General features: G+C 63.8%; 27 protein-coding genes. 14 read left to right on the top strand and 13 right to left on the bottom strand.

Features of this window, described 5'->3' with window-relative positions; all coding sequences use genetic code 11:
• Positions 1-56 precede the first annotated feature (56 nt).
• Entirely contained in the window at positions 57-1,961 is a 1,905-nt protein-coding gene (locus ACFDR6_RS31305; RefSeq protein WP_375860717.1) for an acyl-CoA synthetase, read from the bottom strand.
• A gap of 229 nt (positions 1,962-2,190) precedes the next feature.
• Here ACFDR6_RS31305 and ACFDR6_RS31300 point away from each other — a divergent pair, with 229 nt between their 5' ends.
• Both ACFDR6_RS31300 and ACFDR6_RS31295 read left to right on the top strand, forming a co-directional pair.
• The gene (locus tag ACFDR6_RS31300; protein ID WP_375860716.1) at positions 2,191-3,267 is read left to right on the top strand and encodes a SecDF P1 head subdomain-containing protein; all 1,077 of its coding nucleotides are present in this window, start codon (positions 2,191-2,193) and stop codon (positions 3,265-3,267) included.
• A 251-nt stretch (positions 3,268-3,518) separates the two neighbouring features.
• A complete protein-coding gene (locus ACFDR6_RS31295; RefSeq protein ID WP_212081538.1) occupies positions 3,519-4,325 on the top strand; it encodes a Crp/Fnr family transcriptional regulator in 807 nt (268 codons plus the stop codon).
• A 7-nt stretch (positions 4,326-4,332) separates the two neighbouring features.
• Here ACFDR6_RS31295 and ACFDR6_RS31290 read toward each other — a convergent pair whose 3' ends face one another.
• Entirely contained in the window at positions 4,333-4,974 is a 642-nt protein-coding gene (locus ACFDR6_RS31290; RefSeq protein WP_375860715.1) for a glutathione S-transferase family protein, read from the bottom strand.
• A 186-nt stretch (positions 4,975-5,160) separates the two neighbouring features.
• Here ACFDR6_RS31290 and murI point away from each other — a divergent pair, with 186 nt between their 5' ends.
• From murI to ACFDR6_RS31260, 6 genes are all read left to right on the top strand, one after another.
• On the top strand, positions 5,161-5,958 hold the full coding sequence (murI, locus tag ACFDR6_RS31285; protein ID WP_212081542.1) for a glutamate racemase: 798 nt from the start codon (positions 5,161-5,163) through the stop codon (positions 5,956-5,958).
• Between the two features lie 62 nt (positions 5,959-6,020).
• Positions 6,021-6,794 carry an HpcH/HpaI aldolase family protein gene (locus ACFDR6_RS31280; protein ID WP_375860714.1) on the top strand — a complete coding sequence of 258 codons (774 nt, stop codon included), beginning with the start codon at positions 6,021-6,023 and terminating at the stop codon, positions 6,792-6,794.
• Positions 6,795-6,860: 66 nt separating this feature from the next.
• A complete protein-coding gene (locus tag ACFDR6_RS31275) occupies positions 6,861-7,244 on the top strand; it encodes a cupin domain-containing protein (protein ID WP_212081546.1) in 384 nt (127 codons plus the stop codon).
• 105 nt (positions 7,245-7,349) lie between these two features.
• Complete coding sequence (locus ACFDR6_RS31270) at positions 7,350-8,117, top strand: acyltransferase (protein ID WP_212081548.1); 768 nt, start codon at positions 7,350-7,352, stop codon at positions 8,115-8,117.
• A gap of 199 nt (positions 8,118-8,316) precedes the next feature.
• Complete coding sequence (gene rpsD, locus ACFDR6_RS31265) at positions 8,317-8,934, top strand: 30S ribosomal protein S4 (protein ID WP_094895629.1); 618 nt, start codon at positions 8,317-8,319, stop codon at positions 8,932-8,934.
• 290 nt (positions 8,935-9,224) lie between these two features.
• Entirely contained in the window at positions 9,225-10,292 is a 1,068-nt protein-coding gene (locus ACFDR6_RS31260) for a threonine aldolase family protein (RefSeq protein ID WP_375860790.1), read from the top strand.
• Positions 10,293-10,307: 15 nt separating this feature from the next.
• On the opposite strand, the gene ACFDR6_RS31255 is transcribed toward ACFDR6_RS31260, so the two are convergent.
• Genes ACFDR6_RS31255 through grxD form a run of 4 tightly spaced genes read right to left on the bottom strand, consistent with a single transcriptional unit; the run spans position 10,308 to position 13,783 of the window.
• A complete protein-coding gene (locus ACFDR6_RS31255) occupies positions 10,308-11,567 on the bottom strand; it encodes a serine hydrolase domain-containing protein (protein ID WP_375860713.1) in 1,260 nt (419 codons plus the stop codon).
• 1 nt (position 11,568) lies between these two features.
• Positions 11,569-12,855: a serine hydrolase domain-containing protein gene (locus ACFDR6_RS31250; protein ID WP_317243422.1), complete on the bottom strand. Its 1,287-nt coding sequence runs from the start codon at positions 12,853-12,855 to the stop codon at positions 11,569-11,571.
• Between the two features lie 43 nt (positions 12,856-12,898).
• The gene (locus tag ACFDR6_RS31245) at positions 12,899-13,453 is read right to left on the bottom strand and encodes an O-acetyl-ADP-ribose deacetylase (RefSeq protein WP_317243421.1); all 555 of its coding nucleotides are present in this window, start codon (positions 13,451-13,453) and stop codon (positions 12,899-12,901) included.
• Positions 13,454-13,456: 3 nt separating this feature from the next.
• Complete coding sequence (gene grxD, locus ACFDR6_RS31240) at positions 13,457-13,783, bottom strand: Grx4 family monothiol glutaredoxin (RefSeq protein WP_212081556.1); 327 nt, start codon at positions 13,781-13,783, stop codon at positions 13,457-13,459.
• A 234-nt stretch (positions 13,784-14,017) separates the two neighbouring features.
• Here grxD and egtB point away from each other — a divergent pair, with 234 nt between their 5' ends.
• Complete coding sequence (gene egtB / locus ACFDR6_RS31235) at positions 14,018-15,313, top strand: ergothioneine biosynthesis protein EgtB (protein ID WP_317243420.1); 1,296 nt, start codon at positions 14,018-14,020, stop codon at positions 15,311-15,313.
• Positions 15,314-15,365: 52 nt separating this feature from the next.
• A complete protein-coding gene (gene egtD / locus ACFDR6_RS31230; RefSeq protein WP_317243419.1) occupies positions 15,366-16,337 on the top strand; it encodes an L-histidine N(alpha)-methyltransferase in 972 nt (323 codons plus the stop codon).
• Between the two features lie 51 nt (positions 16,338-16,388).
• Here the strand turns inward: egtD and ACFDR6_RS31225 are convergent, their stop codons facing one another.
• From ACFDR6_RS31225 to ACFDR6_RS31215, 3 genes are read right to left on the bottom strand one after another with little or no spacing between them, the layout of a single operon-like run.
• Positions 16,389-16,766 (bottom strand): hypothetical protein, encoded by a 378-nt coding sequence (locus ACFDR6_RS31225; protein ID WP_375860712.1) that lies wholly within the window; start codon positions 16,764-16,766, stop codon positions 16,389-16,391.
• A 7-nt stretch (positions 16,767-16,773) separates the two neighbouring features.
• The gene (locus tag ACFDR6_RS31220; RefSeq protein ID WP_375860711.1) at positions 16,774-17,955 is read right to left on the bottom strand and encodes a low temperature requirement protein A; all 1,182 of its coding nucleotides are present in this window, start codon (positions 17,953-17,955) and stop codon (positions 16,774-16,776) included.
• Between the two features lie 40 nt (positions 17,956-17,995).
• Positions 17,996-18,232, bottom strand: coding sequence for a BolA family protein (locus tag ACFDR6_RS31215; RefSeq protein ID WP_011088461.1), 237 nt, complete (start codon positions 18,230-18,232; stop codon positions 17,996-17,998).
• A gap of 196 nt (positions 18,233-18,428) precedes the next feature.
• Here ACFDR6_RS31215 and ACFDR6_RS31210 point away from each other — a divergent pair, with 196 nt between their 5' ends.
• Positions 18,429-18,788 (top strand): DUF427 domain-containing protein, encoded by a 360-nt coding sequence (locus tag ACFDR6_RS31210; protein ID WP_317243415.1) that lies wholly within the window; start codon positions 18,429-18,431, stop codon positions 18,786-18,788.
• 69 nt (positions 18,789-18,857) lie between these two features.
• Here ACFDR6_RS31210 and ACFDR6_RS31205 read toward each other — a convergent pair whose 3' ends face one another.
• Positions 18,858-19,031, bottom strand: coding sequence for a DUF1328 domain-containing protein (locus ACFDR6_RS31205; RefSeq protein WP_197951474.1), 174 nt, complete (start codon positions 19,029-19,031; stop codon positions 18,858-18,860).
• Between the two features lie 174 nt (positions 19,032-19,205).
• Here ACFDR6_RS31205 and ACFDR6_RS31200 point away from each other — a divergent pair, with 174 nt between their 5' ends.
• A complete protein-coding gene (locus tag ACFDR6_RS31200; RefSeq protein ID WP_317243414.1) occupies positions 19,206-20,393 on the top strand; it encodes an acyltransferase family protein in 1,188 nt (395 codons plus the stop codon).
• Positions 20,394-20,513: 120 nt separating this feature from the next.
• Here the strand turns inward: ACFDR6_RS31200 and purL are convergent, their stop codons facing one another.
• Complete coding sequence (gene purL / locus ACFDR6_RS31195; protein WP_375860710.1) at positions 20,514-22,724, bottom strand: phosphoribosylformylglycinamidine synthase subunit PurL; 2,211 nt, start codon at positions 22,722-22,724, stop codon at positions 20,514-20,516.
• A 187-nt stretch (positions 22,725-22,911) separates the two neighbouring features.
• Between purL and ACFDR6_RS31190 the strand changes: the two genes are divergently transcribed.
• Both ACFDR6_RS31190 and ACFDR6_RS31185 read left to right on the top strand, forming a co-directional pair.
• On the top strand, positions 22,912-23,391 hold the full coding sequence (locus tag ACFDR6_RS31190; protein WP_375860709.1) for a PaaI family thioesterase: 480 nt from the start codon (positions 22,912-22,914) through the stop codon (positions 23,389-23,391).
• A 76-nt stretch (positions 23,392-23,467) separates the two neighbouring features.
• Positions 23,468-24,427 carry a DMT family transporter gene (locus ACFDR6_RS31185; protein WP_375860708.1) on the top strand — a complete coding sequence of 320 codons (960 nt, stop codon included), beginning with the start codon at positions 23,468-23,470 and terminating at the stop codon, positions 24,425-24,427.
• A gap of 13 nt (positions 24,428-24,440) precedes the next feature.
• Here the strand turns inward: ACFDR6_RS31185 and ACFDR6_RS31180 are convergent, their stop codons facing one another.
• Complete coding sequence (locus tag ACFDR6_RS31180; RefSeq protein WP_212081581.1) at positions 24,441-24,866, bottom strand: GFA family protein; 426 nt, start codon at positions 24,864-24,866, stop codon at positions 24,441-24,443.
• A 164-nt stretch (positions 24,867-25,030) separates the two neighbouring features.
• A complete protein-coding gene (locus tag ACFDR6_RS31175; RefSeq protein ID WP_375860789.1) occupies positions 25,031-25,627 on the bottom strand; it encodes a TetR/AcrR family transcriptional regulator in 597 nt (198 codons plus the stop codon).
• Between the last annotated feature and the right edge of the window lie 50 nt (positions 25,628-25,677).

Genomic DNA, 25,677 nt, shown 5'->3' with positions numbered 1-25,677 from the left:
CAGCTGGCTTCCCGGATATCGCTTCGTTCATCCGGGCTACACTCCAACGCAAGCACTTATGCCTGCACCACCTCGTGGCGCATCACGAACGGTGCAAGCAGCGCATGTACCTCGCCTGCAACCGACTCGCGCTGATCCGACGGCAGGCCCGTGAGCGTCACGGTCGCGATCGAGCCGTGGCTGCCATGGGCGCCGACCTTCACCTTGCAGTCGATGCCCCGCTCGACCAGCGGAGCCAGCACCCTGGTGAACACGCGTTCCGCCGCGTCCCAGCGCAGTTGCGGCTTGAACACCTTGCCGACGCCCGTCACCGGCATCGGATCGATCGGAATGACCTGCACCGGGACGGCGGCGCGTTCCGGTGTGCGCTCGCGCACCCACGTCTCCAACTCGCCCGGCTCGACCTTGGCGCCCGGTTTGAGCTGCACGTAACCCACCGGCAGCTCGCCGGCATAGGCGTCGGGCTGGCCGACCACAGCAGCGAAGCCGACGGCAGGATGGCGGAACATGATCTCTTCGATCGGCGCCGGATCGATGTTGTGGCCGCCGCGGATCACGAGGTCCTTGGCGCGGCCGGTGATCCAGAGATAGCCGTCGGCGTCGAGCCGGCCGAGATCGCCGGAATTGACCCACACCTCGTCGACGAACGCGCCCTTGTTGTGCTCGTCGTTGAGATAGCCGCCGAACACGCCTGGCCCGGCCATGATGACGACGCCGATTTCGTCCGGCTTGCAGTCGCGGATCAGGCGGCCATCGGCATCGAGCTGCACGATGCGCACGCGCGAATAAGGCATGGGCAGGCCGACCGACCCGAGCCGGATCGGTCGCGACGGGTAGGCCAGCGTATGCACGCTCGAGGTCTCGGTCATGCCGTAGACCTCGACCACAGGCAGCTTCAGCTTGTCCTGGATCGCCGAGCCGACGGCGACGGGAATCGCCGAGCCGCCGCCGGCGGCATATTTCAGGCTGGAAATGTCGGCGTTGCCCGGCGGCACCGCGAGCGTGGCGGCCAGCACCGTCGGCACGCTTGACAGGGCCTCGGGCTTGAAGCGTTCGACGAGCTGCCAGATGTTCTTCACCGCATTTGGATTGCGCCAACCGCTCGGCGACAGCACGACCAGCGAGCCGCCGGCCGACAGCGTCAGCAGCACCTGCGTCAGCGAACCGCCGACGTGAAACAGCGGCATGCCGAACAGTAAATTGGAGCCCGGTTTCGCCTTCAGCAGCAGATTGAGCGCCCAGGCCTGATAGACTTGATTGGTATGGGTGTGCCGCACCAGCTTCGGCGTGCCGGTGGTGCCGCCGGTGTGGAAATAGGCGGCGATGTCGCTGCCCGAAATCTTGCGCCCACTGACGAGCCTGTCGGAAGGCTGCTGCTTGATCAGGTCGCCGAAGGCAAAGATACCCTTGGCGGGATCGCCGCCGCCGAACACCTGCACGATTGCCTTGAGATTCTTCAGTTGCGGGCGGATCTGCTCGACCTTCTGCCAGATATCGGTGCCCGGCATCGGACCGAGCGCCACCAGGATTTTCGTGTTTGCGGCGTCCAGGATTTCCGCGATCTGATGCGCCTCGAGCAGCGGATTGACCGGATTGGCGATGCCCGCGGCCTCGGCGCCGAACAGCGTCACGAACGCATCCGGCACCAGCGGCAGCATGAAACTGATGACGTCGCCCTTCTCCGCACCGAGCGCATGAAACATGTTGGCGGCCTGCGTGACGCGCGCGATGAAATCGCGGTACGTGACCACGACCGGAGTGTCGGCAGGGTCGGCGTTTTGCAGGAACTGGATCGCTGCGCCGTCTGGGTTGCGCGCAGCACCGAGCCTGATCGCCTCATAGGTGCTCTCGGCCGCGACGCGATCGGCGTAGGGAACCTGCTCGAAGGCCCGGACTTCCGCGTCCGTCGCCAGGTCCGGATAGTCGTTGCCGATAGACCGATCGAGCGCGTGGATACCCATGGAATTCCGTCCTCCCTCAGATGCATGTCCCCGCCGCCCTGTCTTTTTGACATTTTGGCTCGGCGAGGCATCGGCCGATGGCCGGCCGAGCGCGGACAGAATGATGGATGATTTGCCGTTCGTCCATTGCCTACCGGCCGCTTCACTTGAACCTCTGGGACCGGTCGAGGGACCAAGAACTGGCACTGAATTCGCGTATCAGCGCCCTGCCGCAAGACTTGAGGTCATCATGCCCACGCACCTGCGAAATCGCATCACGAGACTGCTCGTCGTTCTCGCGGTGGCATCGACGATCTCGCTGCCGCGCGTGGCGCTCGCCGACCCGCAGCTCGACAAGATGCGCGCGAAGGTCGCGGCATTCATCAACGACAAGATGGAGAAACTGGGCGGATCGCGCATCATCTACAAGGTGGACAACGACGCCTTGCGGGAGGCGGTCACCACGGATCTGCGCGACGACGTCTACAAGATCCTGCGCGAGGGCCGGATCGCCTTCTCCGGCCTTGCGATCCGTGACGGCGGCGTCGACGTGAAGATCGCAGACGACAAGGGCCGTGAGCTGCTCACGCGCAAGCTCGCGTCGGCGGCAGAGGGATTGCCCACGCACGCACTCACCGTGACCGGCGCCGGAGACGGGCTGGTCAGGCTCGCGCCGACCGACGCTGCATCCGCCGCACGGCTACGCGATCTCGTCGAAGATTCCATCGGCATGATCGAGCAGCGACTCAAGGACGCCGGCGTCACATTGGCCAGCGTTCAGCCCGAGGGAACGGACCGCATCCGCATCTTCCTGCCCGGCATGATGGAGCCCGACCGTATCACCGCGATATTCGCCCAGAAGGTCAAGGTCAGCTTCCGCCTGATCGATGTCACGATGTCGGCGGAGCAGGCGCAATCCGGCACGCCTCCGGCGGGCTCGGAACTCATGTTCGGCTTCAAGGACAAGCTCCCCTATCTCGTCAAGGCGAGCGCGCTCGACGGGAATCACATCAGCTATGCAGGCCCGGGATTTGCGAGCGGGACGAAGGAGCCGATCGCCTCGTTCCGCTTCAACGGCCGCGGTACCCGGCGCTTCGCCCACATCACGGCAGAGAACGTCGGAATGCCCTTCGCGATCGCGCTCGACGACAAGGTGGTCTCCGCCCCCGTGATCCGCGAGCCCATCACCGGCGGCTCCGGCCAGATTTCCGGCAACTTCACCCTGGAAGAGGCCAACAGCGTCGCCATGCTGCTGCGCGCCGGCTCTCTGCCCGGACGTCTTGGCCTTGTCGAGCAACAGGTCGTCCAGCCCGCCGCCAAGCCGTAAGGCGAAGATCGTCCGACGCCCCCGCCTCGGGCGTCCAGCCCCCTTGCGACGTCGAAGCCCACCCCGAATCACGGCCCTGTTGCAGCCAGAGGCGCAACCAACGGGCAATTGCCGAAACGCCCGATCAGGCTAAAATTTGCCTCTTGCGGCGTGGCGGCCGAAGGCCTCATTTCAGGCAGCCGTCATCCGATTTCGGCTACACGTGTCGAGCATACCGACCAGGACTGAAGGCCTTACGCGGGGTTAGTACCATGCCGTCCGGCAGCGCAGACATTTCCTCGATCCTCGACCGCATTCTCGATGCGGCAACGGATAACCTCAGGATCGCGAAGATCCTGGTCCAGATGGGCCTCGATCCCAACAACGTCACCTATGACGCGATCTTCAATCGGTTGCTGGAGATCTTTGTCCATAACATCACGTTCGCCAATCTGTTCGCCGCGGTCGGCGCCGGCTTCTTCGTCGCCACTCTCTTGATGCGAACGATGGTGCCCCTGCGTGTCGCCAACATGATCGGCTGCGCCTTCTTCGCCGTGTTCGGCGCGCTCACCGCCAACGTCGCGACGTTCCTGCTCTATCTGCTGCTGCTTCCGATCAACGCCCTGCGCCTGCGGCAGATGCTCAAGCTGGTCAAGAAGGCACGCCACGCCGCCGAAGGCGACATGTCGATCGAATGGCTCAAGCCGTTCATGACCGAGCGCAAATATCGCCGGGGCGATACGCTCTTCAAGCTCGGCGATCCTGCCAAGGAGATGCTGCTCGCCGTCACCGGCAAGTTCCGGGTGAAGGAGATCAACGTCGAGATCGGGCCGGGCGCACTGATGGGCGAGCTTGGCTTCCTGACGCCCGACAACCGCCGCACCGGAACGATCGAATGCATCGAAGACGGCCAAGTGCTGACGATTACCTATGACCGGCTGCTCGAGATCTACTTCCAGGATCCGCAGTTCGGCTATTATTTCCTGGTCCTGACCAGCCAGCGCCTGCTGCAGAACATCGATCGCCTGCAGAAGCAGCTCGCCAGCGAACGGGCAGCGACCACGAACCGCATCGCGTGACAGCCTCTCAGCTGAGCAGCAGCTCCATGCCCGGATCGCCCTTCTCCATCGCGCGCCGGTAGGCCGGACGGCCGCCGATGCGGCCGAGATATCTGACCACGTTCGGACAGCGCTGGAGATCATAGGGCTGGAAGTAGCGCATGGTGGTGAGCGAGAACACCGTCATGATATCGGCGGTGGTGAAGGCGCTGCCCGCCAGGTATTCGGCCTCGCGAAGCCTGGCGTCCAGAAGGTCGTAGGCGCGATCGAGCCGCCCCTTCATCGCGCGCAGGGTCGGATTGTCCTTGGCGAGATCGAGCCGGCTCAGGATCATCATCCGTCCCATGCCAGGCTGCAAGGTGCCGTTGGCGAAATGAAGCCAGTACAGGAACTGCGCAAAGGCTGGATCGTCGGGCCCGAGCACGAGACGGCCGTTGCCGCATTTTGCAACGATGTAGTCGACGACCGCGCCGGATTCCGCGAGCACCAGCTCGCCGTCGGTGATGACCGGTGCCGTGCCGGCCGGATGCAGCGCCTTGTACTCGGCCGGTGCCAGCATGGTCGCGGCATCACGCGTGTAGCGCTTCAGCTCATATGGGATTCCCAGCTCCTCGCACAGCCAGACGATGCGCTCGGACTGCGACTTACCGAGATGATGGACGGTGAGCATGAGGTCTCCTGCGAACGCAAATGGAAGCACTGTGACGCCGCATCATACCTCGTGATTGCTGGCTTCCCGGAATTTTGCGGATATGTCCGGGCACATTCAAGCCTTCCAAATCGGCCCCCAAGCCGGTCCCCGCCGCAAAACCGCCCTAAAAACCGAATGGTAACCATGGCGGGCTAGGGTAATTCCGTGACCAATTCTTCGACCATCCTGGTGTTCGATTCCGGCCTTGGCGGGCTCACGGTGCTCCGCGAGGTCGTGGCCGCGCGCCCCGACGCACACTTTGTCTACGTCGCCGACGACGCCTTCTTCCCCTATGGCCACCACGGCGAGGACGAGATCATCGCCCGCGTGGTGCCGCTGATGGGTGAACTGATCGGCACGCATGATCCTGATATCGTCGTCATCGCCTGCAACACGGCGTCCACCCTGGTCCTGTCGCACTTGCGCGCGGCTTATTCCGTGCCCTTCGTCGGCACGGTCCCGGCGATCAAGCCGGCCTGCGCGCAGTCCAGAACCCGCCGCGTCTCTGTGCTCGGCACCAAGGGCACGGTGAAGCGCGAATACACCAAGGCTTTGATCCGTGATTTCGCGCAAGGATGCGAGGTGACGCTGGTCGGCTCTCCCGAACTCGCGTCGCTGGCGGAAGCCGAGCTCAGCGGGACGCCGATCAGCGACGAGGCCATCCGCGCCGAACTCGCTCCCTGCTTCGTCGGTGAGGCCGGCGATGCCACATCGCGCACCGACACGGTGGTGCTCGCCTGCACCCACTATCCGCTGCTGCTCGACCGGCTAAGGCGGCTGGCACCCTGGCCTGTCGACTGGATCGATCCGGCGCCCGCCATTGCGCGCCGCGTTTCGGACCTGCTCGGCCCACGGGTCGGCGGCATCGCGCAGGACCGCGCCGAGATGATCTTCACCTCGAACCGCGTGCATCGCCTTTCGACCATGCTGACGCCGTTCTTCGGCGGCCGCGCACTGGCCTGACTTTGCGCGGCGACGGCGCGCTGCTAGGTTTTGCCGTCTTCACCTAGCAGCAGGCCTTTTCCATGTCGGTCCCGACCACGCCGCTCAACCGTCTCCGCCAGCTCTGGCGCGAAGGCCGTCCCGCCTTCGGCGCGATCGCGACCATCCCGAGCGTGCAGACCGTGCAGATCATGGCACGCTCGCTCGACTGGATCATCGTCGATCTCGAGCATGGACCGATCGGGCTCACCGAAGCTCACGCGATGATCGCCGCGACGACGGGCACGCCGTGTACGCCCCTTGTACGGATCGCGGCGAACGAGCCGTGGCTTGCAAAGGCGCCGATGGACATCGGGGCCTTCGGTATCAATTTTCCGATGATCACCAACCGCACTGATGCCGAGAAAGCGGTGCGTAGCGTGCGCTATCCGCCCCGCGGCGATCGTCTCTGGGGTCCCTTCCACGCGCCGTTCCGCTGGGGCCAGTCGATACCGGACTACATGGCATCAGCCGACGACGAAATGATCTGCATGATCACCATCGAGCATGTCGATGCCGTCAACCGCATCGACGAGATCATGGCAACGCCCGGCATCGACGTTGCGGTGATCGGCCCCGGCGACCTCGCGACGTCCATCAACAAACGCGGCCAGATGGACGACCCGGAATTGCTGGAGCTGGTGGCGCGCGCCGAGGCCGGCATCCTCAGAAGCGGCGTGCCGATCGGCGGCGTGGCCCGCACCGCCGACCAGGCCAATGCCCTGATCGACCGCGGCTACCGCGCGATCGCGCTCGGCTTCGACTGGTCTCTATTCCAGCGCGGCATCATGACGGCATTCGAGGGGATCAAGCGCTGAACAGGCCGCTGGCCACCTTGCCGGGAATTGCCGCGCTGCTAGGGTCGTTCCAGGGAGGAAAAACCAATGCTCAAAAAGACTTTGCTCGCTCTGTCCTTTGCAGGCCTTGCCTTCGCGGCCTTCGCCCAACAGCCCGGCATCAAACGTACACCGCTTCAGAAGGTCGAGTTCCCGGATGGCTACAACACCATCACCGCCATCGCGGAAGTCCCGGCAGGCGGCGCGGCCGGACGCCATACCCATCCGGGAATCGAGACCGGCTATGTGCTTGAAGGCGAGCTGAATCTCCTCATCGACGGGCAGCCGGAGAAGACCCTGAAAGCCGGTGATTCCTACCAGATTCCGGCCGGCGTCGTGCACGACGCCAAGGCTCATGGCGACAAGGCCATGAAAGTGCTTGGGATTTACGTCGTCGACAAGACCAAGCCGCTGGCCTCGCCGGCGCCCTGATGCGGCGAACCGACTGGCCCCAAGCGGGTTGGTTCATGCTAGAGCGAGCGGGCGGGCCCCGCTCGCTGCACATATTTTAATCCTTTGATCTGGAACCGGAGACCAATGCGCGGGACGCCCAAGACCATCTCGCTGCGGCGCCGTTTGATTTGCGACCTCATGCATGCCTCGATGGGCGTGCCTTTCGTTTCGCTATCCCGCTCGCTCAACATCCGCCCCGTGCTGGAGGCCCGCGCAGGCGCAACCGCACCTGCCGGCTGGGCCGCGATGTTCGTCAAGGCCTTTGCCCTGGTGGCCAGGGACGAGCCGATTCTGCGCACCGTCTATGCCAAATGGCCGTGGCCGACCCTCTATGAGCTGCCCAAAAGCGTGGCGACAGTCGCGATCGCGCGGGTCGAGGATGGCGAGGAATGCGTCCTTCCGCAGCGGATCGCAGGTCCCGAGGACCTTTCGCTGGCTGCCGTCGATGCGGAAATCCGACGCGGCAAGACGGCTCCGATCGAGGACGTCCCGATGTTCCGCAAGATCATGCGGGCGACGCGCTTGCCGCTGCCGTTGCGGCGCCTGTCCTGGGCTTTCGGCCTGAATTTCGGCCGTCAGCGCGGCAACTGGTTCGGCAGCTTCGGAGTGAGCTCGGTGGCCGCCTATGGCGGCGGCGAGCTCCACCCGATCACGCCGGGCCCCTTTGTCCTGAGCTATGGGCTGGTCGAGCCGGATCAGACCATTCATGTCGTGATCCGCTGGGACCACCGCGTCACCGACGCGGCCCCCATCGCCCGGGTCCTGACCCGCCTGGAACAGGTCCTGAACACTGAAATCGCTGCCGAATTGCGGGCGGCCGGGTCAAAGCCCATCCGAGCGGTCGGGACCTGATTTCGCGGCCATTCGCATTGACAGAATGGGCCAAACTCACCTAAAAGCCGCCTGCTCGCGGGCCGATTTCGGCCCGCGAAGCGTTTCGCGACCCGTGGTCCTGCCTCCTATGCTTTGGGGATTGGACCTGTCGGTGCCGGGCTTGCCCGTCACACAGGAGGGCGCGTTTCCTCAAACCGTGAAACCCCAAGAGGACGCGATGACTAAGCGCAGTGAAGCCAAGTACAAACTCGACCGCCGTATGGGCCAGAACATCTGGGGCCGCCCGAAGAGCCCCGTCAACCGCCGCGAATACGGCCCCGGCCAGCACGGCCAGCGCCGCAAGGGCAAGCTCTCCGACTTCGGCGTGCAGCTGCGCGCCAAGCAGAAGCTGAAGGGCTACTACGCCAACATCTCTGAGCGCCAGTTCCACAGCATCTATGTCGAGGCCAGCCGCCTCAAGGGTGACACCGGCGAGAACCTGATCGGCCTCCTGGAGCGCCGTCTCGACGCGGTCGTGTACCGCGCCAAGTTCGTCTCGACGATCTTCGCCGCGCGCCAGTTCATCAACCATGGCCACGTCAAGGTGAACGGCCGCAAGGTCAACATCTCGAGCTATCAGGTCAAGATCGGCGATGTGATCGAGGTCAAGGAAGCTTCCAAGCAGCTCGCCCACGTCCTCGAAGCCAGCCAGCTCCCCGAGCGCGACACTCCCGACTATCTCGAAGTCGACCACGGCAAGATGACGGCGAAATACGTGCGCATCCCTCATCTCTCCGACGTGCCGTTCCCGGTGCAGATGGAGCCCCATCTGGTCGTCGAATTCTATTCGCGCTGATAGGCACGGCAGAACGACATTCAAAGGCCCCGGTTTCCGGGGCCTTTTTGTTTGGTAGCATGCCATGGATGTCTCGCATGGCCGACCGGCTCGCCAATTCTCTGCCTCAGCAGCGCCCGCTGAAGTGGCGCTTCGAGCGTGGGAAACCCTCTCCTGCGATGAGCAGATCTGCCGATATCGGGGGCTGTTCGCTCAGCCTGATTGCAATATCTTCACAGCCGACACGCCAGACGAAGTCCTCCTTGCCGCGCGAGACGTCGCAACTGTTCGACCAGATGACGAGACAGGCCATGCTCTACACCCCTCCCCCGATCGATCCCAAGGCGCCGCCGGTGCGCATCAATCTGCTCTCGGACACGCAGACCAAGCCGACGGCTGCGATGCGCGAGGCGATGGCGCGGGCGGAGGTCGGCGACGAGCAGGTCGGCGACGATCCGACGGTGAATGCGCTGTGCGAGCGCGTAGCCGATCTGCTCGGCAAGGAAGCCGCGGTCTACATGCCGTCCGGCACGATGTGCAACGTCACCGCGACGCTGGTGCATTGCCGTCCGGGCGACGAGATCCTCGCGCATGAGACCGCGCACATCATAGCCCGCGAAGGCGGCGCGCATGCCGCGATCGGCGGCTTCCAGGTCACCCAGCTCAAGGGTCCCGACGGCCAGTTCACGCCGGAGACGTTCCGGAAAGCTCTGCATCCGCGCACGCGCTACCAGCCGCCGCAGACCGTCGTCAGCGTCGAGCAGACCGCCAATATCGGCGGCGGCACGATCTGGAAGAAGGCTGATCTCGACGAGATCGTCGCGATCGCCAAGCAGCACGGCCTCGTCACTCACATGGACGGCGCGCGCCTGCTCAACGCCACCGTGGCGAGCGGCATCTCCCCGCGCGACATGACCGCAGGCTGGGACTCGGCCTGGATCGACTTTTCCAAGGGCCTGGGCGCGCCGATCGGCGGTGTGCTGGCGGGTTCGCGCGCCTTCATCGACGCGGTGTGGCAGTGGAAGCAGCGCCTCGGCGGCTCGATGCGACAGGCCGGCATCTGTGCCGCCGCCTGCATCTACGCGCTCGATCATCACGTCGAGCGCCTCGCCGACGATCACGCCAATGCGCGCGCGCTTGCCCGCGGGCTGTCGCAGATCGCGGGCATCGAGGTGCAGGAGCCCGAGACCAATCTCGTGTTCTTCAAGCCCGACGGCGCCGGCATTGCCGGCAACGAGATGGTCGCGGCACTACGCCAGCGCGGCGTGACGCTTGCGATGATGGACGGCCGCATCCGCGCCTGCACCCATCTCGACGTCGATGCCAGCCAGATCGAGGAGACGATCGGATACGTCCGCGACATCGTGCGCGGGGCGTAAGTCCCGTACGACAGCTCACCGCCCCATCGCCTGATAGATCAGCGTCTTCAGTGCCAACTGGATCCGGCCGCGCTGCGACGGCGTCTGCACCATGAAGATCCCGAACAGATCATCTTCGGGATCGATGAAGAAGAACGTGCCGCCGACGCCGTCCCAGCGATACTCTCCAAGTGGCCATGACGTGCCTGGCGGCACCGAGGTGCGGACCGCGAAGCCGAGGCCGAAGCCGGAATTGGGGCCCGGATGATAACTTTGGTCGCGCGCGATCTTCGTCTCGGGCCCGACGTGATCTGAAGCCATCAGCGCCACGGTCTCGGGCTTGAGATAGCGCCGCCCCTCATACGTGCCGCCATTCAGCAGCATCTGCACGAAACGGGCGTAATCGCCGATCGTGCCGACCATGCCGCCGCCGCCCGATTCCCATTTCAGCGGTCGCCTGACGTCGCGCATCGGTGTCGTCGGGTTGATGTTGCGATCCTCCGGCATCGGCTCGGCGATGCGCGGAAACTTGGCGGGATCGGCCACGTAGAATGCCGTCTCGGTCATGCCGAGCGGACCCAGCAGCCGCTCCTTCTCGAATTGCAGCAGAGTCTTTCCCGAAGCCACTTCGACGACGCGGCCAAGCACGTCGGTGGAAAAGCCGTAGTCCCACGCAGTGCCCGGCTGCTCGGCCAACGGCAGCGCGGCGATCTTCGCGACGAAGTCGGCATTGCCAAGATTGCTTTGGAAGAGATTGGCATCGGCGTAGAGCTCATGCAGCATACTGCCACCACGGTAGCCGTAAGGCAGCCCTGAAGTATGGCGCAGCAGGTCCTTGACGGTGACAGGGCGCGCGAGCGGCTTCCGCGCCAGCGTTACCGTGCCGTCTTCGGCCTTTCTCTCGACACCGACCTTCATGTGGGCGAAGGCCGGAATGAATTTCGAGACTGGATCGTCGAGCGAGAGCTTGCCGTCCTCGACCAGCATCATCGCCATGACTGACGTGATGGGCTTCGACATCGAGTAGAGGCGAAAGATCGTGTCCGCGCTCATCGAAAGCTGGGTCGCGACGTCGCGGACGCCGAAATTCTCATAATAGACCGGCTTGCCGTGCTGCTGGAGCAGCAGGATGGCGCCGGGGATCTTTCCGGTGGCAACCTCGTTCCGGATGTAGTCGGAAACCTTTGCGAGGCCGTCGGGCGACAATTTGTGCGCAGCGTGCTCGGAGCCCGCACGCGCATCGACGAGGCCGACCAAAAGAACGAGCGCCGCGATCAGCGCGCGGCACGACCTCATGTCATTTCTCCATGGCTTCATAGACGAGCTGCTTCAAGGTCCGCTGCACGCGCTGGCGCTCGGTCGGGGTCTGCTCCAAGAGGACAAAGAACATGTCCTGCTTGGGATCGATGACGAAATAGCAGCCGGAGGCACCGTCCCACTTCAATTCGCCGAGATTGCCGGGCGGCGGCGGCTTGGCATTGCCGGGATCGGTACGGATCGCCAATCCGAGACCGAAGCCGAACCCGTCGCCGGGGAAATAGAAATAGTCGCGCTCGACGCCGGAGCCCGGTCCCACCTGATCGGTCGTCATCAGCTTGTAGGTCGCCGGCTTGAGGATGGTCTTGCCGTCGAGGCTGCCGCCGTTGAGCAGCATCTGCGCGAAGCGCTCATAGTCGGCCATGGTCGTGACCATGCCGCCGCTGGCAAACTGGATCTTCTTCACCACGGTCGGATCGTTAATCCGGCCGACCCGGAAGTCGGCATCGTTCGGCACCGGCTGTGCCACGAGCTTCTGCTTCTCCGGGGCGGTGACGAAGAAGCCGGTATCGACCATGCCGAGCGGATCGAGCAGCTTTTCGCGCATGATATCGATCAGCGGCTTGCCGGCCGCAACCTCCATCACGCGCGCCAGCACGTCGGTGGAATGGCCATATTGCCAGAGAGCGCCCGGCTGGTTGTGCAGTGGGAGCTTTGCGATCCGCTCAGCGAACTCGGCGAGATCGAAATCGCCGGCATAGATATTGGCTTCGCGATAGGCCTTGCGCACCAGGCTGTCGCCATAGAAGCCATAGGTGATGCCCGAGCTATGCCGCATCAGGTCGAGCACGGTCATCGGCCGGATGGGCGGCACCAGTTCGAGCGACTTGGTGCCGTCCTCGGCCTTCTTCTCGACGCCGACTTTCACATTGGCGAAAGACGGGATGTATTTCGAGACGGGATCATCGAGCTTGATCTTGCCGTCCTCGATCAATTGCATCGCCACGACCGAGGTGATCGCCTTGGTCATCGAGAACAGGCGGAAGATGGTCTTGTCGGTGATCGGCGCCTTGCTGACCACGTCCTGCACGCCGAAGGCCTCGTGATAGACCGGCTTGCCGTGCTGCTTGATCAGCACGGTGGCGCCGGCGATCTTGCCGGTCGCGACCTCGTTCTTGAAGAACTCGCTGATCTTCGCGAGCTTCTCTTGATTGAAACGCGCACCGGCCGGAATCTCGTAGGTGCCTTCCGCCCGCGCGAAGGAGGCCGTGGCAAGCGACACCAGCGCGCCGCAGACCAGCGCACGCAGTCCAGACTGTAAAATCATATCCCCTCCCCGGAACATGGTCCGCCGGAGTGTACCGGGCGCATCATGAGGCACAAGGGCTGCCGTAGCGCGCGAGCGCCTCGGCATGAAGCTTGGCGCTCGGCTCGGAGAAACAGCAGAACACCACGCGAGCGACGGATGAAGCCGCAGAAAGCTCTTCGATCACCGTAGGCACGGCAATATCGGCCGCCCGGTCGGCGGGAAAGCGATAAATGCCAGTCGAAATCGCAGGGAATGCCACCGAGGTCAGCTTGTGCTTCCCGCACAGCTTCATCGAGCTGCGATAGCAGGAGGCGAGCAGATCGTCTTCGCCCAGCGTCCCGCCATTCCAGACCGGCCCGACGGTGTGAATCACATGGTCGGCCTTGAGCCGGTAACCACCAGTGATTTTGGCATCGCCCGTCTTGCAGCCGTGAAGCGTGCGGCATTCGGCCAGCAGGTCGGGGCCAGCCGCCCGATGGATCGCCCCATCCACGCCGCCCCCGCCAAGGAGCGACGTGTTGGCCGCGTTGACGATGGCGTCAACGCTCAGAGTGGTGATGTCGGCGACAATGACGTCGAGCTCGGCATTGCCGATCCGGCGCGTCAGCCGGGTCACGCATCAAGCCGCGACGGCGACGCCCTTCTCGGAGAAGAGCTGCTGCAATTCGCCGGCCTGGAACATCTCGCGGATAATGTCGCAGCCGCCGACGAACTCGCCCTTCACATAGAGCTGCGGGATGGTCGGCCAGTTGGAGAAGGTCTTGATGCCGTTCCGCAGTTCTGCAGATTCGAGGACGTTGAGGCCCTTATAGCCGACGCCAATATGGTCGAGGATCTGGACGACCTGGCCGGAGAAACCGCACTGCGGAAATTGCGGCGTGCCTTTCATGAACAGAACCACGTCGTTCGACTTCACTTCGTTGGCGATGAATTCCTCGATGCTCATATCCATGTCCTTCTGGGGCCTCAACAATCACTTCGGGCCGGCTCAGCCGATTTAACCCGATGTCTGCTCATATATGTAGCCCAAACCGTTGTGCATCCAAAGTAAAATGGCGGCGAACGGCCTCAGGGAGCGGGGCCTTTGGCGGCGGCGCCCCATTGCATGATGACGCGAATATCATGGCCCAGGAGGACTTTTATACCCTCACGGAGCCCCTATCTAGGACGAACCCCGGTTTTGGAACCGGGCAACGCCAACAACGTTCTCTTGTCCTGTCTGGAGAAAAACGTGACGAAACCAGCCTCCGCTACGGCCACCGTCCCGCTTTCGTCACCGTCCGGTCAGGGCGGCCTCGCCCGGAGGCTGGAAGACGCGTTCGTTGCCGTGCGCAACGAGACCGAACGCCGGGCCGCGCCGCTCTCGCCGGAGGACCAGCAGATCCAGTCGATGCCGGATGCGAGCCCGACGAAATGGCACCGGGCGCACACCACCTGGTTCTGGGAGCAATTCCTGCTCGGCGAACACGCTGCGGGCTATCGGCCCTTCCATCCCGATTTCGCGTTCCTGTTCAATTCCTATTATGTCAGCGCCGGTCCGCGCCATGCGCGCAATCATCGCGGCGACATCACCCGGCCCAGCGCCGATCAGGTCGGCGCCTATCGCAAATATGTCGATGCAGCCGTCGTCAAATTCTTCCGCGAGGCCGGCGCCGACAAGATTCGCGAGATCGCGCCGCTGGTCGAGGTCGGGCTGAACCATGAGCAGCAGCATCAGGAATTGATGTTCACCGACATCCTGCACGCCTTTGCGCAGAACCCGGTCTACCCCGCCTACGACCCGGAGTGGCGCTTCCCCGCCGCGACACGCTCAGGCGAGGATTGGCTGGCGCTGAACGAGGGCATCCACACCGTCGGTCATGTCGACGACGGCTTTCATTTCGACAACGAGAAGCCGGCGCACCGCGCCCTGGTCGGCCCGGTCAAGGTCGCGCGCAATCTCGTCACCAACGGCGAGTGGCTCGCTTTCATGCGTGACGGCGGCTACCGGAGCGCAACGCTGTGGCTGATGGACGGCTTTGCCGCAGCCAGCAAGGAAGACTGGCAGGCCCCAGGCCATTGGCGCGAAGTTGATGGCGCCTGGCAAGTGATGACGCTCGCTGGCCTCGAGCCGGTCGATCCCGACGCGCCGGTCTGCCACGTCAGTTATTACGAAGCGGACGCCTTCGCCCGCTGGGCCGGAAAGCACCTGCCGACCGAAATGGAATGGGAGGTCGCGGCCCGCGCCGGCCAGCTCAACGACGCCTTCGGTATCGTCTGGCAGTGGACGCGCAGCGCGTATTCACCCTACCCCGGTTACCGCGCCATCGAAGGCGCGCTCGGCGAGTACAACGGCAAGTTCATGGTCAACCAGCTGGTGCTGCGCGGCTCCTCGCTTGCAACTCCGGAAGGCCACAGCCGTATCACCTATCGGAACTTCTTCTATCCGCACCACCGCTGGCAATTCACGGGACTGCGGCTCGCCGACTACGAGTAAAACTCTTATCCGACGATAAATGCGCGCCGGACAGCGCGTTCAGGAGAGTATCATGAATGTGCACGCCAGCGCTTTGGCCGAAGCCCATCTTCCCGACGAGCAGACGACTGCCTTCGCCCGCGAGGCCATCGAGGACCTCTCGCAGCAGCCGAAAAAACTGTCGCCGAAATATTTCTACGACGCGACCGGATCGGAGCTGTTCGAGGCGATCACGAAGCTGCCGGAATATTACCCGACTCGCACCGAGCTATCGATCCTGAAGGAACGCGGCCGCGACATTGCGAAGATCATCCCGGAGCACGCGGCGCTGGTCGAGTTCGGCGCTGGCGCGACCACGAAAGTCCGCCTGCTGCTGGATCATTGCAAGTTCGCGGCCTATGTCCCCGTCGACATCTCCGGCGACTTCCTGAAGGCACAGGCGAACGGTCTGAAGCGGGATTTTCCCGCGCTTGGCATTTATCCCGTCGCCGCCGACTTCACGACGCCGTTCGAGCTGCCCAGACAGGTCGCCTCCATGCCCAAGGTCGGCTTCTTCCCGGGCTCGACCATCGGCAATTTCGAGCCGCATGAAGCGCAGGCCTTCCTGAAGAGCGCGCGCGAGATCCTAGGCCGGGGCGCGCAGATGATCATCGGCGCCGACCTCGAAAAGGAAGAGCGCGTGCTGCACGACGCCTATAACGACGCCGCCGGCGTCACCGCGCGCTTCAACCTCAATGTTCTCGTGCGCATCAACCGCGAGCTCGGCGGCAATTTCGACCTCTCCGCCTTCACCCATCGTGCGATCTACAATCGCGAGCGGCATCGCATCGAGATGCACCTGATCAGCAGGAAGAGCCAGACCGTGCGCCTGCTCGGCACCAGCTTCTCGTTCCGCCCGGGCGAGAGCATCCACACCGAGAACAGCTACAAGTACAGCATCGAGCGTTTTGCCGCGCTGGCGCAAGGCGCCGGCTGGCGCGTGCGCGAGAGCTGGACGGATGCGGCGAAGATGTTCTCGGTGCATGCGCTGGAGGTTGCAGAGTAAGCTCCTCCGCCTCTCCTCGTGGACCGTCAGCTCCCGGCCTTCGGCGCGGACTTAATCAGGCTTGCACGGTTCAATTGCCACCAGCCTTTCATCCCGGATCACGGCGCGGAAGCTGTCAGCGTGCGCCTTCCCGCACGACCAGGAGAGATACTCGCCTTCGCGCTGGAGCGGCTCGCCGAGCCAGAAAACCACCTTTGAGATCGGGTCGCCTGGCTTGACGCGATCGAGCCACTGCGGCGGATACGCCCAATGTCCGCAACCGCCCAGCCAGTAACATGCGGGCATGATGCAGCGTCCAGCGGCTGAAGCAGGTTTTCCTCCCATGGCACGGCAAGCCGACGGGCTTTGGCCGAGCACCCAGCCGTGCGTGGCTTCCTCGATGACAAGTGCGGCGACCACGGCAGCGCCAAACATGATGAGGCGCCTCATGCCCTGCCTACTCCTCGGTTGTCGCCCCCAGCGACACCGACTCCCAGACCGCCACCAGGATCATGATCCCGGTCGTCGCAACCGATAGCCAGAGCGGCGACAGGTCCGACGCGAACCAGCTCAGCGCGAGCAGCAGGACAATGCCGATGCCGTGCGAGAGCTGGAGGAAGCCGCGGATGGCGTGCTTGAACAAGATGGTGCCGATCAGAAAGATCAACGGACCGCCGATGGTGCTCACGATCGTGCGCATGTCGGAATGTCCGGCCGGATGCTTCAGCACCAATTCATCCGAGACTGCGGTGAGGATGATGCCGGCGACGATCGGCGTGTGCAGATAAGTGTAGGCGAGCCGTGCCAGGCGGCCGGACTCGGCGGACTTCGAGATGCGCTCGGAGCCGGCCTCGGCGCCCTTGTGAAAATAGATCCACCACATCGCGATGGCGCCGACCAGCGCCGAGACGAAGGCGAGGATATTGCTCGCGTTCCATTCCAGTTCAGCGAATGTTGCGCCATTGACGATGATAGCTTCGCCGAGCGCGATGATGACGAAGAGGGAGCAGCGCTCGGCCATGTGCGCGCCTTCGACGGCCCAGGCCTCGACTGACGAGAATCCCAGCTTCGGCACCCAAAACCGTGCGGCCGGCGCGATGTACTCCCAGCTCACCGCCGCGATCCACAGCCAGAGCCGCGTGTCTCCGTGGGACAGACCGCCAGCAATCCACAGCACTGCGGAGACCGAGAACCAGGCCAGGATACGGACCGCGTTGTGCCGCACTGCAGACCGGTGATGCGGGGTCGCAAACATCCAGAACGCGGTCCGTCCGACCTGCAGGGCCACGTAGGCGATCGCGAACCACAGGCCCCGCCCCTCGAACGCGGTCGGGATCGTGGTCGACAGCACGAGGCCGCCCAGCATCATCGCAAAAAGCAGGATGCGGACCGGCGTCAGTTCGGGGTTGAGCCAGTTCGTCACCCAGGCGGTGAAGACCCACGCCCACCACACCGCCAGAAAGAGCACCACGACGTGCACCGCGCCGAGCGCCGTGAAATGGTGCAGCAGCGTGTGCGAGATCTGCGTGACCGCGAAGACGAAGACGAGATCGAAGAACAGCTCGACATAAGTGACGCGGCTGTGGTGGTTCGGCGTGATGACGCGAAACATCGCGCCGCGAGGATTGTCCGCAGCCATCATCGTCCCCCTGGCGCTGGTCAGGTCAGCTGCAGTCTCGTCAAGTCCCTGGTACGCCGGTTTGCAGCGCCAGCGCATGCAGCACGCCGCCCATCTGGCCGCGCAGGGACTGATAGACGATCTGATGTTGCTGGACGCGGGACTTGCCGCGGAAGGATTCAGAGATCACGGTCGCGGCATAATGGTCGCCATCGCCGGCGAGGTCTCGGATGGTCACCTCGGCATCGGGGATTGCTGCCTTGATCATCGCCTCGATATCGTGGGCGTCCATGGGCATTCGGGTCTCGCTCCTTGTCTCGGCTGCTAATCAGCCTCGTCGTCGAATCGCTGCCGGGCTCCCCGGCCCGGCAGGGCCAAACTTAGCGTGAACGGCCTTCACCGTCACGTCCTCAGGCACTATATCCCTGATCGCATCAGGATAAAGGCACGACAAAGTGCCGCGCGTGACAGGTTGATCGAAAAGGCGTGACATCATGAAGCTTCCAGGGCCGGACCACCCCATCACCATCACCCCGAACCCCCGGCGCGTCCGCGTCACGGCGGGCGGCGTCGTGATCGCCGAGACCGGCAGGGCGCTGACCTTGAAGGAGGCCAAGTATCCGGCGGTGCAGTATGTGCCACGGGAGGACACCAACATGGCCCTCCTCGAGCGCACCGACCGGGTCACCCACTGCCCATACAAGGGGGATGCGAGCTATTTCAGCGTCAAGGCCGACGGCGAGACGCTGAACAACGCGATCTGGACCTACGAGACGCCCTTCCCGGCGATGGCCGAGATTTCCGGCCATCTGGCGTTCTATCCGGACAAGGTGAAGATCGAGGAAGTGGGGTAAGCGCCGCAACCCACCGTCGTCATGGCCGCGTCAAGCCTGGCCAGGACGACGAAGGGGACCCGAATCGGGTCACGTCCTGAAGATCGTGAGCCCCAGGATCAGCAGCACCAGGAAGATCACGACGAAGACGTAGAACAGGAATCGGGCGATGTCGGCCGAGGCGGCCGAGATGCCGGTGAAGCCGAGCACGCCGGCCACGATCGAGACAAGTAGGAAGATCAGCGCCCATTTCAGGATCGTCATCGCCTGCTCCGAACTGCCGCAACTCATGGCCTAGACCGTTTTCGGCAAACGCTAACATTGCTGCGAGAAACTGGTTCCTAGAGGTAGTCGGGGGCGACCTGCGAACAAGCCGCCCTTGCTGAATCAAGTTCCCGGCGGCAGAATCCGGCCGGGATCAAGATCGGGGCGGCCACGATGACGATGTCACATTCAGCGACGATCGGCGCAGAGGTGCATGCCGCGCCGCAGACCAAGGTGCGCAATTTGGCGATCGATCGCGCCCGCACCTTCCTGACCCTGGTGGTGCTGCTGCATCACGCGGTGATCCCCTATACTTATTTCGGTCATACCGATCCGAGTTATTTTTTCGGCTTCGATATGATCGTGCTCGCCACCGACAGTTTCTTCATGGCGATGTTCTTCTTCCTGTCGGGACTGTTCGCCTGGTCCGGCATCGCCCGGAAGGGAGCGCGGAGCTACATGGCAGATCGCCTGCTTCGGCTTGGCCTACCCTTCGTGATCTGCGCCTTTACGGTCATTCCGCTCGCCTATTACGCGATCTCCCTGCGGCATCATCCGGACATCGGCTTTTCGGAATTCTGGTGGAATATGGTCACGAAGGGCCCATGGCCGAGCGGGCCGATCTGGTTCCTATGGGTCTTGTTCGCCTTCGACCTGGTGGCCTGCCTGCTGCACCGGCTGTCACCCAATCTGCTCGATCCGATCAATCGCCTCTCGCTGCATGGTCGCCGCCGGCCCGCCGTGTTCTTCGCAGTCATGCTGGCCGTCACCGCGGCGTTCTACATTCCCGGGCTGGTTCACTACGGACACAGCAGCTGGTTCGAGTTCGGGCCGTTCTCGGTCCAGCACGGGCGCGTGATGCTCTACGCGACCTATTTCTTTTTCGGTGCCGGCATCGGCGTTGCGCAAATGGATCGTGGGCTGCTCTCTGTCGACGGCCGCATGGCCAAGGTCAGCTGGGACTGGATGGTGCTGGCGATCGTGCCGTATTGCCTCTTGTGGACGCTGATCTTCATCAAGCGCGAAATACTGGGCAACCCGGCGCCTTTGCCGGATTGGTATGAAGCGCTCTATGCGATCTGCTTCACTGTCTTCAGCGTGGCCATCATGTTTCTGATCCTGGCCATTTTCCAGAGATTCAAGCAATCAGGCTCAGCCCGGCTGCTCGATCCGATGCAGGGCGACGCGTTCGGCATGTTCCTGGTGCACTATCCGATCGCATTGTGGCTGCAATACTGGCTGTTCGACTACGACCTGCCGGCCATCGTCAAGGCCACGATCGGGTTTGTGCTGACGGTCGCGGCGAGCTGGGCTCTGACGCGAGCATTGCGGCAGATCCCGGGCGCATCGCGCATATTGTGAGGCATGGCCTCTCCACTCGTCATTGCGAGCGCAGCGAAGCAATCCAGAATCCCTCCGCGGAGGTAGTCCGGATTGCTTCGTCGCTTTGCTCCTCGCAACGACGAAGTGTGTGGCAGCGCCTTATGCCGCCTTGCCGCTCATATATTCCGGCAGCCAGCGCTCGAACGATTTGCGCAAGCTGTCGATCGTTACCGGCGCCTCGCCGGCGACCGCGATGGCATCGCCCCCGGTGGTGCCGATGCGCACGCAGGGCACCTCGCAGCCGCGCATCTTGGCGAGCACGCGGCCCGCTTCCGTTTCAGGCACGGTCACGAGATAGCGCGCCTGATCCTCGCCGAACCAATAGGCCTGCGGCACCAGCGCAGTCGGCGCCGCGAGCAGTTTTGCGCCGATGCCGCTCGCCATCGCCATCTCGGCAAGCGCGATCAAGAGGCCGCCGTCGGAGAGATCGTGCACGGCGGTCGCCGTGCCGCCATGGATCATGCCGCGCACGCAATCGCCATTGCGTTTCTCGGCGGCGAGATCGACCGGCGGAGGCGCGCCCTCCTCGCGACCGCAGATGTCGCGCAGGTACACCGACTGGCCGAGCCAGCCGTGCGTCTCGCCGATCAGGAGAATCGCCTCGCCCTCTGCCTTGAAGGCCAGCGAGGCTGATTTGGTGAAGTCGTCGAGCAGGCCGACACCGCCGATCGAGGGCGTCGGCAGGATCGCGCGGCCGTTGGTCTCGTTGTAGAGCGAGACGTTGCCGGAGACGACGGGGAAGTCCAGCGTGCGGCAGGCTTCCGAGATACCCTTCAGGCAGCCCACGAACTGGCCCATGATCTCGGGCCGCTCAGGATTGCCGAAATTGAGATTGTCGGTGATCGCGAGCGGCTTGCCGCCGACCGCCGTGATGTTGCGCCAGGCCTCCGCCACCGCCTGCTTGCCGCCCTCGAACGGATCGGCCTCGCAATAGCGCGGCGTCACGTCGACGGTCAGCGCCAGGCCCTTCGGCCCATCCTCGACACGCACCACGGCGGCATCGCCGCCCGGGCGCTGCATGGTGTTGCCGAGGATGACGTGGTCGTACTGCTCCCAGACCCAGCGCTTGCTGCACATGTCAGGCGTGCCGATCAGCTTCTCCAGCGCAGGCCCAAGGCTCATCGGCGCCGGCACGTCGCGCGCATGCACGACGGGCAACGCGGCGGAGGGAACGTGCGGGCGATCATAGAGCGGCGCCTCGTCCCCGAGTTCCTTGATCGGCAAATCGGCCATGACGTCGCCGCCATGCTTGACCACGAAGCGCTTGCTCGGCGTGGTGTAGCCGACGACGGCGAAATCCAGTCCCCACTTCTTGAAGATCGCCTCGGCTTCCTTCTCCTTCTCGGGCTTGAGCACCATGAGCATGCGCTCCTGGCTTTCCGAGAGCATCATCTCGTAGGCGCTCATGCCGGTTTCACGGGTCGGCACCGCGTCGAGATCGAGATCGACGCCGAGATCGCCCTTGGCACCCATCTCCACCGCCGAGCAGGTCAAGCCCGCCGCGCCCATGTCCTGGATCGCGATGACACAGCCCTTCTCCATGATCTCGAGACAGGCCTCCAGCAGCAGCTTCTCGGCGAAGGGATCGCCGACCTGCACGGTCGGGCGCTTCTCCTCGGACTTGTCGTCGAACTCGGCCGAGGCCATCGAAGCGCCGTGGATGCCGTCGCGCCCCGTCTTGGAGCCCAAATAGACGATCGGCATGTTCACGCCGGAGGCGGCTGCATAGAAGATCTTGTCGGCATCGGCGAGGCCCACCGCCATCGCGTTGACGAGGATGTTGCCGTCGTAGCGGGTGTGAAAGCGCACTTGCCCGCCCACCGTCGGCACGCCGAAGGAATTACCGTAGCCGCCGACGCCGGCGACGACGCCGGCGACGAGATGCCGGGTCTTGGCGTGCTCGGGCGCACCGAAGCTCAGCGCGTTCAGGCAGGCGATCGGGCGCGCGCCCATGGTGAAGACGTCGCGCAAGATGCCGCCGACGCCGGTGGTCGCGCCCTGATAGGGCTCGATATAGCTCGGGTGGTTGTGGCTCTCCATCTTGAAGACCACGGCCTGGCCGTCGCCGATGTCGATCACGCCGGCATTCTCGCCCGGGCCCTGGATCACCCAGGGTGCTTTCGTCGGCAGCCCCTTGAGGTGGATGCGCGAGGATTTGTACGAACAGTGCTCGTTCCACATCGCCGAGAAGATGCCGAGCTCGGTGAAGCTCGGCTCCCGCCCGATCAGCTTCAGGATGCGCTCGTATTCGTCGGGCTTGAGCCCGTGGGCGGCAACCAGTTCGGGGGTGATCTTCGGTTCATTCTTCATGGATTCGGGGCTTTCGGGCGGCGGTTTGGCCGTTCTTAGGAACATCCGGGGCTCGCGAAAAGCCCTTTATGGCGCATTTTCCCGCTGTCCCACATTTTGCGGCAGGCCGCCCTTCGGGAACAGGAATTGCACGGCGCGGACAGATCGGATTTAAGGGCTGAAGACCCGCAATTGAAGGCCCATCTCCTTGCACGAATTGACCAAAGCACCCCCGCCCCGCCGCCCCGACCTCCACGTCGCTACTGAGGGCGAATTTCTGGGCTGGCGGACCTGGATTCGCGACAGTTTTGAGGCCCATGTCGGCCCCTTCTGGCACCGGATCGAGGCAGACGGCAGCGTCCGCAGCGCCTTCCGGGTGGAGAAGAAGCACCTCAACGGCTCGGGCAACGTCCATGGCGGCTGCTACATGGCCTTTGCCGACTACTCCCTGTTTGCGATCGCCACCCATGTCCTGGACAGCCGGGCCGTGACCACCAATTTTTCCTGCGAATTCCTCGACGCGGCACGGGAGGGCGACCTGATCGAATGCACCGGCGAAGTGAGCCGGGCCGGCGGTTCGCTCATCTTCCTGCGCGGCCAGATGATGTCCGGCGAACGGCTGCTGCTCACCTTTTCCGGAACGATCAAGCGGATGAAGCGGAAGGCGCTCCCTCAGCCAAACGCATAGCTCGACGCCTTCCTTTTTCGCGCGCCCTCGCCCAGACTTCGCGGCAAGCGCTACCGCGCCGGGGAGCAAGAACAAGGTGCCGCAGAGCACATCGGAGGCGAGGCGCGCGACAGCCGCCGCACCACTGTCGCCCATCGCCGCAACCGGCGCGCGCAACTGGCGCGACTATGCGTTGCTGCTGGCGCTCGCCTGCTGCTGGAGCTCGACCTATCCGCTGACCAAGCTCGCGCTTCCCACGATCCCGCCCATCACCTTCATTTCGGCGCGCTCACTGATCGCGGCCGCCTTCCTGTTCGCGATCCTGTGGATGCGCGGCATCAGGATTCCCACCGACGCGAGGGCCTGGAAGCTGTTCGCCACCCAGCAATTGATCAACTCGACCTTTCCATTCCTGATCATCACCTGGTCGCAGCAATATGTGCCGGCGTCGAACACGGTTGTGCTGGCCTCGACGACGCCGATCTTCGCCTTCCTGATCACCTCGCTGATCACGCGGCACGAGCCGGCGACGCTGCTCAAGCTCGCCGGTGCGATTTTGGGACTCGCCGGCACCGTCGCCATCGTCGGGCTCGACGCGCTGCGCGGCTTCGGCAGCGAGATCGTCGCGGAGATTGCGATCCTGCTCGCCACGATCTCCTTTGCCTGCGCGACGATCTTCGGTCTTCGCCTGTCGGAATACGACCCGATGGTGGTGGCGGCCGGCTCGCTGCTGTTCGGCGGCATCATCCTGCTGCCGCCCTCGCTGCTCATCGACCAGCCCTGGACGCTGCATCCGACGCCGACGGCGATCGTCGCCACCATCGTCATGGGCATCGTCTCGAGCGCGCTGGGCCTGATGCTGTTCTACGTCTGCCTCGGCCGGCTCGGCACGCTGACCACCAACGCGCAAGGATACTTGCGCATTCCGATCGGCGTGGGTCTATCGGTGCTGCTGCTCGGCGAGAGCGTGCCGTCGAACCTCGCGCTGGGGCTGTTGCTGGTGATGGCCGGCGTTGCCGCGATGACGGTACCGGCGGAGCGGCTGAAGCGGCGCTAGCCCATGGCGATGGTCAGTCCGCCGGAATGAAGCGGAGGGTGCCTGCGCGGCGCGTCGGTTTGCCGGTGTCGTTGGTATGATTGACGCCGTCCGTGACAGGAACCTCAAGAAAATCGAACGGACTTATCCCGTCGAAGCAAGCCACGTTGACCGCATACGAGTTCTGGTCCGATCGACGTTGATGATGCGTGTAGATGCCGCAGCGGGAACAGAAAAAATGCTGTGCTGATCCGGTATGAAAGCGGTAGCTCGTCAGTGCATCCTCGCCCTTCAGGAACTTGATGCCGCCCATCTCCACCATGACGATGACCGCGCCGCGCATTCGGCAGTAAGAGCAGGTGCAGCGGCGGATCGAATTGAAACCGTCTCTGAGCGTCGCCTCGAAACGCACCGCGCCGCAATGGCACTGACCGGCCCGGACGTTTGTGTCGCTCATCATGTTGTCTTGTTTCCCTGTGTTGGTGCGAGGACGAGACCGTCTCGGCGACGTCAACGGACAGAGAAATATCCCTCAAATGCAAGCCGGACAATCATTAAAAGAATTGCAGCGGCATGCCGTAGCGGACCTGAGAGGCGCTTCGGAGTGCTTTGCATCACGCGCAGTCAGATCTTCTTGCGTAGCAATCCACTCGCCAACTCTCGGAACGCGTCGACAGCCTTGTTCAGCACGCTTTTCGGTTCGTCGGCTGCCGCAACCCATAAGGCGGCGCTGAGCGCGGCGCCGTTCAGCAATCGCCCCGCCGCTTCGACATCGACCGGCTTCACCACGCCTTGTTCGATCAGCGAGGCGATCGCTCCCATCGTGATATCGAGACAGGCGTTCTCGCCGGGCCATTTGGAGGGATCACCGAGCACGGCGGGTCCGTCCAGCAGCATGATGCGCTGGATCTCTGGATCGAGCGCCATTTCGATATAGGCGCTGCCCTCTGCGAGAAGACCCTCCCATAAAGTGGGCGCCTGCTCGCGGGCCACGCGGAGCCGCACCGCCATTTCGCCGTCGATCTGCGCGACGACGGCCCAGAGCAGCCCCTTCTTGTCTTCGAAATTGTGATACAGCGCGCCCCGCGTCAGACCGACGGCGGCCGTGAGCTCGTCCATCGAGGCCTCTGCATAACCCTGCGTGGCAAATGCCTCGCGCGCGGCGCGGATGAGCTTGGCCCGATTTTCCGCCATCGCCGCGGCACGCTTTCCCTTTTCCATGCCGCTCAATTTCCTGTTGACATACGCCTCGTATGCGAGCGATATCCCAC

The organism is Bradyrhizobium tunisiense, assembly GCF_042263385.1.
GTDB lineage: Bacteria > Pseudomonadota > Alphaproteobacteria > Rhizobiales > Xanthobacteraceae > Bradyrhizobium > Bradyrhizobium tunisiense.
Note: the sequence above shows the minus strand (reverse complement) of the source record. Positions and strands in the feature narration are given on the sequence as shown.

What these genes read in the sequence shown, in the direction of transcription:
- ACFDR6_RS31295 (WP_212081538.1), top strand. Translation starts at nt 3,519, where the DNA reads ATGCCGTCCGGCAGCGCAGACATTTCCTCGATCCTCGACCGCATTCTC.
- ACFDR6_RS31215 (WP_011088461.1), bottom strand. Translation starts at nt 18,232, where the DNA reads ATGCCCATGGACGCCCACGATATCGAGGCGATGATCAAGGCAGCAATC.
- ACFDR6_RS31300 (WP_375860716.1), top strand. Translation starts at nt 2,191, where the DNA reads ATGCCCACGCACCTGCGAAATCGCATCACGAGACTGCTCGTCGTTCTC.
- ACFDR6_RS31210 (WP_317243415.1), top strand. Translation starts at nt 18,429, where the DNA reads ATGAAGCTTCCAGGGCCGGACCACCCCATCACCATCACCCCGAACCCC.
- purL (WP_375860710.1), bottom strand. Translation starts at nt 22,724, where the DNA reads ATGAAGAATGAACCGAAGATCACCCCCGAACTGGTTGCCGCCCACGGG.
- ACFDR6_RS31180 (WP_212081581.1), bottom strand. Translation starts at nt 24,866, where the DNA reads ATGATGAGCGACACAAACGTCCGGGCCGGTCAGTGCCATTGCGGCGCG.
- ACFDR6_RS31280 (WP_375860714.1), top strand. Translation starts at nt 6,021, where the DNA reads ATGTCGGTCCCGACCACGCCGCTCAACCGTCTCCGCCAGCTCTGGCGC.
- ACFDR6_RS31260 (WP_375860790.1), top strand. Translation starts at nt 9,225, where the DNA reads ATGCTCTACACCCCTCCCCCGATCGATCCCAAGGCGCCGCCGGTGCGC.
- ACFDR6_RS31175 (WP_375860789.1), bottom strand. Translation starts at nt 25,627, where the DNA reads ATGGAAAAGGGAAAGCGTGCCGCGGCGATGGCGGAAAATCGGGCCAAG.
- ACFDR6_RS31200 (WP_317243414.1), top strand. Translation starts at nt 19,206, where the DNA reads ATGACGATGTCACATTCAGCGACGATCGGCGCAGAGGTGCATGCCGCG.
- ACFDR6_RS31270 (WP_212081548.1), top strand. Translation starts at nt 7,350, where the DNA reads ATGCGCGGGACGCCCAAGACCATCTCGCTGCGGCGCCGTTTGATTTGC.
- ACFDR6_RS31305 (WP_375860717.1), bottom strand. Translation starts at nt 1,961, where the DNA reads ATGGGTATCCACGCGCTCGATCGGTCTATCGGCAACGACTATCCGGAC.
- ACFDR6_RS31290 (WP_375860715.1), bottom strand. Translation starts at nt 4,974, where the DNA reads ATGCTCACCGTCCATCATCTCGGTAAGTCGCAGTCCGAGCGCATCGTC.
- rpsD (WP_094895629.1), top strand. Translation starts at nt 8,317, where the DNA reads ATGACTAAGCGCAGTGAAGCCAAGTACAAACTCGACCGCCGTATGGGC.
- ACFDR6_RS31275 (WP_212081546.1), top strand. Translation starts at nt 6,861, where the DNA reads ATGCTCAAAAAGACTTTGCTCGCTCTGTCCTTTGCAGGCCTTGCCTTC.
- egtD (WP_317243419.1), top strand. Translation starts at nt 15,366, where the DNA reads ATGAATGTGCACGCCAGCGCTTTGGCCGAAGCCCATCTTCCCGACGAG.
- ACFDR6_RS31220 (WP_375860711.1), bottom strand. Translation starts at nt 17,955, where the DNA reads ATGGCTGCGGACAATCCTCGCGGCGCGATGTTTCGCGTCATCACGCCG.
- grxD (WP_212081556.1), bottom strand. Translation starts at nt 13,783, where the DNA reads ATGAGCATCGAGGAATTCATCGCCAACGAAGTGAAGTCGAACGACGTG.
- ACFDR6_RS31250 (WP_317243422.1), bottom strand. Translation starts at nt 12,855, where the DNA reads ATGATTTTACAGTCTGGACTGCGTGCGCTGGTCTGCGGCGCGCTGGTG.
- ACFDR6_RS31225 (WP_375860712.1), bottom strand. Translation starts at nt 16,766, where the DNA reads ATGAGGCGCCTCATCATGTTTGGCGCTGCCGTGGTCGCCGCACTTGTC.
- ACFDR6_RS31255 (WP_375860713.1), bottom strand. Translation starts at nt 11,567, where the DNA reads ATGAGGTCGTGCCGCGCGCTGATCGCGGCGCTCGTTCTTTTGGTCGGC.
- ACFDR6_RS31205 (WP_197951474.1), bottom strand. Translation starts at nt 19,031, where the DNA reads ATGACGATCCTGAAATGGGCGCTGATCTTCCTACTTGTCTCGATCGTG.